Source organism: Micromonospora sp. 4G55 (genome assembly GCF_016803375.1).
Map to the genome: position 1 here is coordinate 1 of NZ_JAEVHN010000153.1, position 11,413 is coordinate 11,413.

Consider the following 11,413-nt stretch of genomic DNA (forward strand, 5'->3'; position numbering starts at 1 on the left):
CTCGGCGCCGCCGCCCGTTCCGGCGCGGACACCGCCCCGGCCGCCGACCCTGAGCGCGCGCCCGACCAGCCCAGGCTCGACCGGCCCGGACTCGACCAGGCGCTCGACCGGAACCGCCTCGACCGGCCGGAACTCGACCCCGCCAGGCTCGACCCGGGACCGCTCGACCCGGCACGGTTCGACCCGGCAGCGTCCGAACCGGCACGGTCCGACCCGGCATCGCTCGACTCGGCCCGCTCCGAGTACCCCGCGGCCGGGTCCAACAGGGACGACGTCCGCGACGCGCCGGTTCCCCGGCCCGGCATACGGGCGTCGGGCGCGGACGGCATCCCGGCGCGCCACATCCCGCCCACCGGTGCCCCTTCCGCCGCCGCCAACGAGCCGGCGCCCCGCCCCCGGCACCAACTGCCCGACCTGAACAGCGCGGCGAGCTGGAACGCCTTCACCGCGCCCCGCCCCGCGCCGGCGCCGCCCCGCGCCGACCTGCCCTTCCCGGATCACGGTCCGGAGGAGGAGCCGAAGCCGGTCACCTTCCGCTGGGACGCGGACGACTCCCGGCCCGGCACCCCCCGTACGGCGAGCCGGGCGACCGACCTGCCCGCCGCCGAGATGCCCGGTGCCCAACCTCGCGGGGCCGAGCCGTCGTCGGAGGTCGAGCCGGAGCCGGCGGCCGACCGGTCCCGGCCGAAGCGGAGCCTGTTCCGCCGAAACAAGGCGCGCGGGGCCGAACCGCCGGCCGAGAACCCGGAGGCGGAGCCGCTCGCCGCGCAGGACGAGGAGTACGTCGACTGGGTCGCCGGCCTGAGCCGCCCGCTGGCCGACAACGAGCCGGAGACGGAGAGCGGCCGCCGCTCGCTGCGGTCCAGCGGCCGGCACCACCGGGACTGAGGAAGCACAGCGGTCCGGCGACGGCACCCGCCGTCGCCGGACCGGCGTCGTTTCAGGGTCAGGCCATCGGCAGGTACACCCGGCCGCCGGAGGAGAGGAACTCCGCCGACTTGTCCTGCATGCCGCGCGCGGCGTAGTCCTTCAGCTCCTGGGTGATCTTCATGGAGCAGAACTTCGGCCCGCACATCGAGCAGAAGTGCGCCGTCTTCGCCGGCTCGGCCGGCAGCGTCGCGTCGTGGTACGACCGGGCGGTCTCCGGGTCCAGCGAGAGGTTGAACTGATCGGACCAGCGGAACTCGAACCGGGCCTTGGACAGCGCGTCGTCCCAGGCCTGTGCGCCGGGGTGGCCCTTGGCCAGGTCGGCCGCGTGCGCCGCGATCTTGTACGCGATCACGCCCGCCTTCACGTCGTCCCGGTCCGGCAGCCCGAGGTGCTCCTTCGGGGTGACGTAGCAGAGCATCGCGGTGCCGAACATACCGATCATCGCCGCGCCGATGGCCGAGGTGATGTGGTCGTACGCGGGGGCGATGTCGGTGGTGAGCGGGCCGAGCGTGTAGAACGGCGCCTCGTGGCACCACTCCTGCTGGAGGTCCACGTTCTCCTTGATCTTGTGCATCGGGACGTGGCCCGGACCCTCGATCATCACCTGCACGTCGTACTCCCAGGCGATCGTCGTCAGCTCGCCGAGGGTCCGCAGCTCGGCGAACTGGGCCTCGTCGTTGGCGTCCGCGATCGACCCGGGCCGCAGCCCGTCGCCGAGGGAGAACGTGACGTCGTACCGCGCCAGGATCTCGCACAGCTCCCGGAAGTTGGTGTAGAGGAAGTTCTCCTCGTGGTGCGCCAGGCACCAGGCCGCCATGATCGACCCGCCCCGGGAGACGATCCCGGTCACCCGGTCCACCGCCAGCGGCACGTACGGCAGCAGCACCCCGGCGTGCACGGTCATGTAGTCGACGCCCTGCTCGGCCTGCTCGACGACGGTCTCCCGGAACACCTCCCAGCTCAGCTTCACCGGGTCGCCGCCGACCTTCTCCAGTGCCTGGTAGATCGGTACGGTCCCGATCGGCACCGGCGAGTTGCGCACGATGGCCTCGCGGGTCTCGTGGATCCGCTTGCCGGTGGACAGGTCCATCACGGTGTCGGCGCCCCACCGGGTCGCCCAGGTCAGCTTCTCCACCTCCTCCGCGACCGACGAGGTGACCGCGGAGGTGCCGATGTTGGCGTTCACCTTCACCAGGAACGCCTTGCCGATGATCGCCGGCTCGCACTCGGGGTGGTTGACGTTGAGCGGCAGCACCGCCCGACCGGCGGCGATCTCGTCCCGGACGAACTCCGGGGCCATCCCCTCCCGGATCGACACGAATTCCATCTCCGGCGTGACGACCCCGGCGCGGGCGTACGCGAGCTGGGTGGGCCGCTTCCCGTCCGTCCCGGCCAACGGCGTGCCCGCACCGCGCGCCGGGGCCACGTCACCGCGCTCGGCGATCCACCCGCCGCGTAGCGGCGGCAGCCCCACCTCCGGATCGGAGCCCGGGCCGGAGGTGTCGTAGAGGCGCAGCGGCGGGTTGTCCCCGGTCAGCTCCACCTCGGCGAACGGCACCCGGACGTCCGGCCGTGACCCCTCGACGTAGACCTTGCGACGTGCCTGCATGACAGCCTCCCTGATGGTCAACAGGACCAGCCGAAGTGGTCCAGCGGGCCGCGTCCCGCGCCCAGTTCCCAGTCCCGCGCGCCGGTCAGCGCGCGGGTGACGTACTCCTTGGCGGCGGCGACCGCGACCGGCACCGGGTCGCCCGCCGCCAGCCGGACGGCGATCGCCGCCGAGAACGAGCAGCCGGTGCCGTGGGTGTGCCGGGTCCGCACCCGGGGCGCGCGCAGCAGGATTGTCGTCCCGCCGCCGCACAGCACGTCGACCGACTCGCCGCCGGCGTCCACGTCACCGCCGGTCACCACCACGTGCGCCGGGCCGCCGGCGGCGATCGCCTCGGCGGCGACCGCCATCTCCTCGACCGTGGTCACCGGGCGTCCGGTGAGGGCGGCGGCCTCCGCGCAGTTCGGCGTCGCCACCTCCGCGTACGGCAGCAGCCGCTCGACCGCCTCCACCACGCCGAGCGGGTGTCCACTGGTGGCGACCAGCACCGGGTCGACGACCAGGTACGGCAGCCGGCCCGCCTTCGCCGCCTCGGCCACGGCGTCGGCGACCGCCGGGGTGCCGAGCATTCCGGTCTTCACCGCCCGGACGCGGAAGTCGCCGAGCACGCTGTCGAGCTGCTCGGTGACCGTGCGCGGGGGCAACGGCAGCACGGCGTCGACGCCCCGGGTGTTCTGTGCGGTGACGGCCGTGACCACGCTGGTGCCGTACGCGCCGAGGGCGGCGAAGACCTTGAGGTCGGCCTGGATGCCGGCGCCGGCGCCGGAGTCCGAGCCAGCGATGGTGAGGACCGTCGTCGGGGTCACTGGTTCTCTCCCGTGATCGCTGTCGGTGGCCGTGTCGAGGTGGGGGGCTGCGGCCGACCTTCCGGGTTTGTGGGTGTCGCTGTGGGGGGCTGCGGCCGACCGTGCCCACTCCGGGCGGTCAGGCTTGATCCCTGCGTGGGCACGGTCGGCCGCAGCCCCATGTCGGAGACCTCCGCGCGGGCGTGCCGGCTTCGCGGCATCGGGACGGGCGGGAACGCCGAGACCGCTGATGTGGCGGTGGTGGCAGGGCTGGCGGCCTGGAGGGCCTCGGTCAGGGTGGCGGCTGCCTGGGTGGGGTCTTCGGCTCGCATGATGGCGCCGAGCACGGCCACGCCGACGGCGCCCGCCTGGACGCAGGCGTGCACCTGGTCGGGGGTGTCGATGCCGCCGAGCGCGAGGACGGGCACCGGGCTGGCCTGGATCAGCTCGGCGAGCCCGGCTGCCCGCAGGGGTGGGCCGTAGCCGGGTTTGGTTCTGCTGGGGAAGACGGGTGAGAGGGTGGCGTAGTCCTCAGTGGTGAGTCGGGCCAGTTCGGCGCGATCGTGGCAGGAGCGGCCGACCAGGCCGAGGGTCGGTGGCGGGTAGGGGCCGGCCGACGGCAGGTGGACGGCGTCGCCGTCCAGGGGGTCGGGGCCGGCGACGATCAGGGTGCCGCCCACCTCGGCGAGGAGCGGACGCAGCGCGGCGGCGAGGGCGGCGCGTTCGGCGCGGGGCAGGTCCTTCTCGCGCAGCACCACCCAGCGCACTCCCCCCGGCCACCGCCGCCGCGACCACCTCGGGCAGCGGCCGCCGGGCCTGCCACCGGTCGGTGAGCACCACCAGGCCCGAGGGCACCTCCGGACGGGCGGGTCCGGTCGCGGCGAGCCGCCCCGAGCCGGCTCGACGCGGGTCCGGGCGCGTTCCGACGGGGCGTGGACCGCGCACTCCGCCCGCCTCGGGCGGCCCGTCGACGACCTGCCGCGTCGCCGTCACAGGTCGGGCCTTCCCTCGTCGGGCGTGGAGGCGAGGGCGTGGAAGCGGCGGGCGATCCGGCCGGCGCCGTACGCGAGCCGGCCCGCCTCCACCGCGTACCGCATGGCGGTGGCCATCGCCACCGGGTCGGCGGCCCGGGTGACCGCGCTGGCCAGCAGCACCGCGTCGCAGCCCAGCTCCATGGCGAGCGCCGCGTCGGAGGCGGTGCCGATGCCGGCGTCGAGGATCACCGGCACGGCCACGCTCTGCCGGATCAGCCGGATGTGGTGCGGGTTGGTCACGCCCAGCCCGGAGCCGATCGGCGCGCCGGCCGGCATCACCGCGGCGCAGCCCACGTCGGCCAGCCGGCGGGCCAGGATCGGGTCGTCGGAGGTGTACGGCAGCACGGTGAACCCGTCGGCGACCAGTTCCTCGGCGGCGCGCAGCAGCTCCACCCCGTCGGGCAGCAGCGTGCGCTCGTCGCCGATCACCTCCAGCTTCACCCAGTCGGTGTCGAACGCCTCCCGGGCCAGGTGGGCCACCTTCACCGCCTCGCCGGCGGTGTAGCAGCCGGCGGTGTTCGGCAGCAGCCGCACCCCGCACCGGTCCAGCACGTCGAGCAGCCCGCCGGCCGCGGCGGGGGTGGTGTCCACCCGGCGCAGGGCCACGGTGACCAGCTCGGTGCCGGAGGCCCGGACGGCCTGCTCCAGCACGTGCAGGTTGGCCGCGCCGCCGGTGCCGAGGATGAGCCGCGACCCGAGGGTGACGGTGCCGATGGTGAGCGTCACGCCGCTCACCCGCCCTGGGCGGCGCTGAGCACCTCGACCCGGTCGCCGTCGCGCAGCACGGTCGCCGGCCAGCCGGTGAAGCTCAACGCCCGCGCCGACCACCCGATCCCGGTCGGCGCGCAGATCTTCGTGGTGCAGGCGCTGAGCGAAACCAGCGTCCACGTCGAGACCTACTGACCACTTCCTCTCCTCACCCCCCTTTCCCAGAGACGGAACTGCCCATGCCCCTTGTTATCGCCGTCGGCGGCGCGGTCCTGCTGGCGCTCGTGCTGGTGCTCTTCGTGCTCTCCCGGATCAAGGTCGCCGGCCCCAACGAGGCGTTCATCGTCACCGGCCGCAAGGGCCGGACCACGCAGACCGCCGACGGCGGTCGCTCCACCGACATGTCCGGCCAGAAGGTGGTGCTCGGCGCCTCGGTCTTCGTGCTGCCGGTGGTGCAGAAGCTCCAGTCGCTCGACCTGTCCAGCCGCCGCATCGACGTGGGCATCCGGGGCGCGGTGAGCAAGCAGGGCATCCGCACCGACCTGCACGGTGTGGCCATCGTCAAGGTCGGCGGCACCGAGGACGCCATCCGCGCCGCCGCCCAGCGCTTCCTGCACCAGCAGGACGAGATCGACAACTTCACCCGCGAGGTGCTGGCCGGCGCGCTGCGCTCGATCGTCGGCCGGCTCACCGTCGAGGAGGTCATCCGGGACCGGGCGGCCTTCGCCAGCGCGGTTGCCGAGGAGGCCGAGCACTCGATGACCAACCAGGGGCTGGTGCTGGACACCTTCCAGCTCCAGGACATCCTCGCCGAGGGCTCCTACCTGCAGGACCTGGGCCGGCCGGAGGCCGCCCGGGTGCTCAAGGACGCGGCCATCGCCGAGGCGCGCGCCCGGCAGCAGGCCGAGCAGGAGCGGCTGCTCGCCGAGGAGGCGATCGCCGAGGCGAACCGGAACCTGTCGCTCAAGCAGGCCGGGATCCAGGCCGAGATCGACGCGGCCAAGGCCCGGTCCGCGGCGGCCGGCCCGCTGGCCCAGGCGGAACGGGACCAGGCGATCCTCTCCGAGCAGCAGAAGGTGGCCGAGCGCAACGCCGAGCTGAAGCAGCGCCAGCTCGACACCGAGGTGCGCAAGCCGGCGGACGCGGCGCGCTACAAGGTGGAGCAGGAGGCCGAGGCGGCCCGCAACGCGGCGGTGCTCAACGCCGACGCGCAGCGGCAGGCCGTCATCGCCGCCGCTCAGGCCGCCGCCGAGCAGTCCCGGCTCACCGGTGAGGGCGAGCGGGCCCGCCGGGCCGCGCTCGCCGAGGCGAACGCGATCGAGGGTGCCAAGGAGGGTGAGGCGGAGCAGCGCCGGCGCTCGGCGATCGCCGAGGCGGTCGAGCGGGAGGGCCAGGCGGAGGCCGCGGCCATCCTGGCCAAGGGGCAGGCCGAGGCCGACGCGATGGCCCGCAAGGCGGAGGCGTTCGCCGCGTACGGCGAGGCGGCCGTGCTGGACCTGCTGGTCAAGGTGCTGCCGCAGGTGGTGGAGGCGGCCAGCGCCCCGATCGGGGCGATCGACAAGATGACCGTCATCTCCACCGACGGCGCGTCGTCGCTGACCAAGTCGGTGGCCGGCAACGTGGCGCAGGGCCTCCAGCTCGGCTCCGACCTCACCGGCATCGACCTGCCCGGCCTGCTCGCCCGGCTCGGCTCGGCGTCCACCGGCGGTTCGGGGTCGGCGGGCAACGGCAAGCCCGCAGTCGACGGCAGCGCGGTCGAAACCCGCTGACCGGCTGACGAGGGCGCCGTCCACTCCGACGGCGCCCTCGGCGTCAGCTCTGGTCGATGACGCCCTGCTCGCGGGCCCAGCGCAGCAGCTCCGCCTCGGCCTCGTCCCGCTCCAGCGGGCCGCGCTCCAGGCGCAACTCCTTGAGGTACTGCCAGGCCCGCCCGACCAACGGCCCCGGCGGTACGCCGAGCAGCTCCATGATCGCGTTGCCGTCCAGGTCGGGGCGGACCCGGGCGAGGTCCTCCTCGGCGGCGATCCGGGCGATCCGCTCCTCCAGCGCGTCGTAGTCCGCCGCGAGCTGGGCCGCCTTGCGGCGGTTGCGGGTGGTGCAGTCCGAGCGGGTCAGCTTGTGCAGTCGGGACAGCAGGTCACCGGCGTCGGTGACGTACCGGCGCACCGCCGAGTCGGTCCACTCGCCCCGGCCGTACCCGTAGAACCGCAGGTGCAGGGCGACCAGGGTGACCACCTGCGCGGTGACGTCCTTGGGGTAGCGCAGCGCCTTCATCCGGGCCTTGGTCAGCCGCGCGCCGACCACCTCGTGGTGGTGGAAGCTGACCCGGCCGTCCGGCCCGACCGACTTGGTGGCCGGCTTGCCCACGTCGTGCATGAGCGCGGCCATCCGGAGCACGAAGTCACAGCCGTCGGTCTCGAACGAGACCGCGTTGCTGACCACGGTCAGGGTGTGCTCGTAGACGTCCTTGTGCTGGGCGTGCTCGTCGATCTCCAGCTTGAGCCCGGTCAGCTCGGGCAGGAAGCGCTCGGCCAGCCCGGTGTCGACCAGCAGCCGCAGCCCGGTGATCGGGTCGGCGCCGCAGAGCAGCTTGGTGAACTCGTCCCGGATCCGCTCGGCGGTGATCCGGTCCAGGTCGGCGGCCATCCGGCTCATCGCCTCGTGCACGTCGGGGTGCACGGCGAAGCGCAGCTGCGCGGCGAAGCGAGCCGCCCGCAGCATCCGCAGCGGGTCGTCGCCGAAGGACTCCCGCGGCGTTCCGGGGGTACGGATCACCTTGGCCGCGAGGTCGTCCAGGCCGCCGTGCGGGTCGGTGAACCGGTGGTCGGGGAGGCTGACCGCCATCGCGTTGATGGTGAAGTCCCGCCGCCGCAGGTCCTCGGTGAGGCTGGTCCCGTACTCGACGATCGGGTTGCGGCTGACCTGGTCGTACGCCTCGGCGCGGAAGGTGGTGATCTCCAGCCGGAGCCCGTCGCGCTGAAGCCCGATGGTGCCGAACTCGCGGCCGGTCTCCCAGATCGACTCGGCCCAGCCCTTGATGATCCGCAGCGTCTGGTCCGGGTGGGCGTCGGTGCAGAAGTCCAGGTCCTCGCCGAGCCGGCCGAGCAGGGCGTCGCGGACGGAACCCCCCACCAGGTGCAACTCGTGCCCGGCGCGCGCGAAGCGACGACCGAGCTCGTCGGCGACCGGGGACACGCGGAGCAGTTCGGCGACGGCGTTGCGCTGCGCGGCGGTGAGCTCGCGGCGGTCGGCGGCGTGGGGTGCGGAGGCAGCTTCGGACATGGGATCGCCAGCCTATCGGGCCGGGGCGGGATCTGATCCGCCGGGCGCGGGTATGGGGACGGCGTTGACTAAGGTCTTGGCGTGCGGGCCGGTCGTCCGGCTCCGACGTACCCCCTTGGAGGCAGGAGATGAGCGGCGGGCTCTACCGCAGCGCGAACGCCACGCCGGACGGTGCGATCCCGCCGACCGACGAGGCGACCTTCATCTCCGCCGAGCCGCTGAACCAGCCGGCGGTGGAGGCCACCGCGCCGCCGCCGGAGCAGGTGGGGGAGGCCAGCGCCGCGGCGAACAGCGCGGTGATGGCGGTCGGCAGCCTGATCAGTCGGGGTACCGGCTTCATCCGCAACCTGATGATCGGCGCGGCGCTGGGCAACCTGATCGGCAACGCGTACACCACCGCCCAGTTCCTGCCGAACCAGGTGTACGAGTTCCTGCTCGGCGGCGTGCTCACCAGCGTGCTGATCCCGGTGCTGGTCCGCCGGCGCAAGAGCGACCCGGACCGGGGCGAGGCGTACGCGCAGCGGCTGCTCACCCTGGCGGTGATCGCGCTGGCCGCCGCCGCGCTGCTCGCGGTGCTCACGGCGCCGGTGCTGACCACCCTCTACGCCAGCGGCAAGGACGCGGACTACACCGACCTCGTCACGTACCTGTCGTACCTGATGCTGCCGATGCTGTTCTTCACCGGCGTCAGCGCGCTGATCGCCGCGGTGCTGAACACCCGGGGGCACTTCGCCGCGCCGATGTGGGCGCCGATCCTCAACAACCTGGTGGTCATCAGCACCTTCGGGCTCTACATCCTGGTCTTCGGGGCAAAGGCGCTCAAGCCCGGCGAGCTGGGCGTGGGCCAGATCCTGCTGGTCGGCGGCGGCACCCTGCTCGGCGTGGCGGTGCAGGCCGCCGGGCTGCTGCCGGCGCTGCGCAAGGTCGGCTTCCGGTGGAAGTGGCGGTTCGACTTCCGCGAGCTGGGGCTGCGCGAGCTGGCCCAGCTCGGCGCCTGGATGTTCTGCTACGTCGCGGTCAACCAGCTCGGCCTCTTCGTGGTGGTCAACCTGCTCACCCGGGCGGCGGGCGAGGACAGCGCCGGCATCCTGATCTACAACAACGTCTTCCTGCTGCTGATGATGGCGCACGGCATCATCGCCGTCTCGATCATCACCGCGCTGATGCCCCGGATGAGCGCCGCCGCCGCGGACGGGCGCTTCCGCGACGTGACCGCGGACCTGTCCCGGGGCACCCGGATGGTGACGGCGGTGCTCGCCCCGATCGCGGTCTGCTACGCGGTCCTGGCCGGCCCGATCTCCCGGGTGGTCTTCCAGTACGGCGCCTTCGACGGCGACAACGCCCGCGCCACGTCGACGGTGCTGCTGGTCGCAGCCGTGGGCCTGGTGCCGTTCGCGATCAGCCAGCTCTTCACCTTCGCCTTCTACGCGCTGCCGGACACCCGGACCCCGGCGCTGGTCAACATCCCGGTGGTGGCGCTGCGGGTGCTGCTCCAGGTGGGCCTCTTCATCGCCTTCTCGGCCACCTTCGCGGCGGCCGGGATGATGCTCGGCAACGCGATCTCCTACGTCGCGGCAGCCGTCATCTCCGCGATGCTGCTGCGGCCGCGGGTCGGCCGGATCGGGCTCGGCGGGATCATGCGCACCATGGGCAAGGTGATCGTCGCCGCGCTCGGTGCGGCGCTGGTCGGCCTGCTGGTGGTCAGCCTGCTCCCCGGCGACCCGGCCGACCTGGGCTGGCTCGCGGCGGCGGCCCAGCTGGTGATCGGCGGCGCGGTGATCGGCGCGACCTACCTCGGGCTGGCCATGGTGCTGCGGATCGGCGAGATCACCGAGGTCGTCGGGATGGTCCGCCGCCGGCTCGGCCGCTGAGCCGGTGACCGGTCGGCGGTCGGCCGCCCGGCACGGAGCGTGAACGAGGATCACCAACCTGGGGACGTGGCTGTGGATAACTCCGCGTTTCCCCGGTCAGCTGCCGGATCAGCCTGTGGACAACCAACCGTACGGCTGAGTATGGAGGGCCGTTCGGAGGGAACCTGACAGGACGTCGGCGGACCGCCACACCAGGGCCGGCCCCTGCTGCGATCACTTGCGGTCAACCTCTAGATTGGCTAGTACATGTGCCAGCAACGTGGCTGACAACGGTCGTAACCGGGCGAGGTCGTCCACATCCGGCACGTCGCCGGGCACGGCGGGAAGATGACATGTCGGGATGATGGGCAGTCCGGGTAAGGTCGCTCTCGACGGATACGGCAGGTGGCCGACGTACGCGTCGAGACGCCGGCCGGTTCCTTCGAAGGCAGAGCGGGAAGCCACATGCCCAGCAGCGCGGGTCCATCGATCGACACGATCACCGAGGGAGGACGGGTGACCCAGGTCGGCGAGGGTCAGGAGGCGGAGGAGAGTGCTCCGCCCGTCATGACCTTCGGTGCTCCCACGGCCGGTGAGATCCTCGCCGAGCGGTACGAGCTGGTCGAGCACATCAACAACGACAGCGCCGGGCGGCTGGTCTGGCGGGGGGTCGACGTGGTGCTGCGCCGGCCGGTCGCGGTCGTGCTGCGCTACCCCGGCGGCGACTCCGCCACCGAGATGCTCCAGGCGGCGGTGGCCGCGAGCCGGGTCATCCACCCCAACCTGGTCGGCGTCTACGACGCGATCGACGAGGACGAGCGGGCGTACGTCGTCCGCGAGTGGGTCGACGGCAACTCCCTGCGCGAGATGGTCGCCGACGGGCCGCTGGACCCGGCCCGGGCCACCGCCATCGGCAACGCCGTCGCCAGCGCGCTGGCCGCCGTGCACGCCACCGGCATGGTGCACGGCAACGTGCACCCGGGCACCGTGATGATCAGCGATGACGGCCGGGTGGTCCTGGCCGACGCGCGCACCGACGGCGCGGACAGCCAGGAGAACGACATCCGGGCGGTCGGCGGCATCCTCTACTTCGCCCTCACCGGGCACTGGCCGCACGCCGAGGCCCCGCTGCCCGGCGCGACCGCCGGGCACGGTCGGGCCGCGATCCCGGACGCGGTCCGGGACGCCAGCGGCGCGATCGCCGCGCCCCGGCAG

At 73.4% G+C, this 11,413-nt stretch carries 7 protein-coding genes and 3 pseudogenes; 4 read left to right on the top strand and 6 right to left on the bottom strand.

Annotated elements, in window-relative coordinates; all coding sequences use genetic code 11:
* Positions 1 to 888 (top strand): annotated as a pseudogene (locus tag JNW89_RS15055) (hypothetical protein); the annotation flags it as partial.
* Positions 889 to 946: 58 nt separating this feature from the next.
* On the opposite strand, the gene thiC reads toward JNW89_RS15055, so the two are convergent.
* From thiC to JNW89_RS15080, 5 genes and pseudogenes are all read right to left on the bottom strand, one after another.
* Positions 947 to 2,539 (bottom strand): phosphomethylpyrimidine synthase ThiC, encoded by a 1,593-nt coding sequence (gene thiC, locus JNW89_RS15060; protein WP_238449402.1) that lies wholly within the window; start codon positions 2,537 to 2,539, stop codon positions 947 to 949.
* A gap of 17 nt (positions 2,540 to 2,556) precedes the next feature.
* Positions 2,557 to 3,345: a bifunctional hydroxymethylpyrimidine kinase/phosphomethylpyrimidine kinase gene (gene thiD, locus JNW89_RS15065; RefSeq protein WP_238449403.1), complete on the bottom strand. Its 789-nt coding sequence runs from the start codon at positions 3,343 to 3,345 to the stop codon at positions 2,557 to 2,559.
* A 242-nt stretch (positions 3,346 to 3,587) separates the two neighbouring features.
* Positions 3,588 to 4,179 (bottom strand): annotated as a pseudogene (locus JNW89_RS15070) (thiamine phosphate synthase); the annotation flags it as partial.
* 134 nt (positions 4,180 to 4,313) lie between these two features.
* Positions 4,314 to 5,093, bottom strand: coding sequence for a thiazole synthase (locus JNW89_RS15075; RefSeq protein ID WP_238449404.1), 780 nt, complete (start codon positions 5,091 to 5,093; stop codon positions 4,314 to 4,316).
* Positions 5,090 to 5,158 (bottom strand): annotated as a pseudogene (locus JNW89_RS15080) (thiamine biosynthesis protein ThiS); the annotation flags it as partial. The gene JNW89_RS15075 and the pseudogene JNW89_RS15080, both read right to left, overlap by 4 nt.
* Positions 5,159 to 5,305: 147 nt before the next feature.
* Between JNW89_RS15080 and JNW89_RS15085 the strand changes: the two are divergent.
* Positions 5,306 to 6,835, top strand: coding sequence for a flotillin family protein (locus JNW89_RS15085; protein ID WP_238449405.1), 1,530 nt, complete (start codon positions 5,306 to 5,308; stop codon positions 6,833 to 6,835).
* A 43-nt stretch (positions 6,836 to 6,878) separates the two neighbouring features.
* Here the strand turns inward: JNW89_RS15085 and JNW89_RS15090 are convergent, their stop codons facing one another.
* Positions 6,879 to 8,348, bottom strand: coding sequence for a CCA tRNA nucleotidyltransferase (locus tag JNW89_RS15090; protein ID WP_238449406.1), 1,470 nt, complete (start codon positions 8,346 to 8,348; stop codon positions 6,879 to 6,881).
* A gap of 128 nt (positions 8,349 to 8,476) precedes the next feature.
* Here JNW89_RS15090 and murJ point away from each other — a divergent pair, with 128 nt between their 5' ends.
* Both murJ and JNW89_RS15100 read left to right on the top strand, forming a co-directional pair.
* The gene (gene murJ, locus JNW89_RS15095; RefSeq protein WP_238449407.1) at positions 8,477 to 10,219 is read left to right on the top strand and encodes a murein biosynthesis integral membrane protein MurJ; all 1,743 of its coding nucleotides are present in this window, start codon (positions 8,477 to 8,479) and stop codon (positions 10,217 to 10,219) included.
* A gap of 444 nt (positions 10,220 to 10,663) precedes the next feature.
* Positions 10,664 to 11,413 (top strand): protein kinase family protein (locus tag JNW89_RS15100; protein WP_238449408.1); only part of this gene is annotated, 750 nt, incomplete at its 3' end.

Bases quoted from the DNA above. Each gene is read 5' to 3' on its own strand.
- thiC (WP_238449402.1), bottom strand. From the start codon at position 2,539: ATGCAGGCACGTCGCAAGGTCTACGTCGAGGGGTCACGGCCGGACGTC.
- murJ (WP_238449407.1), top strand. From the start codon at position 8,477: ATGAGCGGCGGGCTCTACCGCAGCGCGAACGCCACGCCGGACGGTGCG.
- JNW89_RS15085 (WP_238449405.1), top strand. From the start codon at position 5,306: ATGCCCCTTGTTATCGCCGTCGGCGGCGCGGTCCTGCTGGCGCTCGTG.
- JNW89_RS15090 (WP_238449406.1), bottom strand. From the start codon at position 8,348: ATGTCCGAAGCTGCCTCCGCACCCCACGCCGCCGACCGCCGCGAGCTC.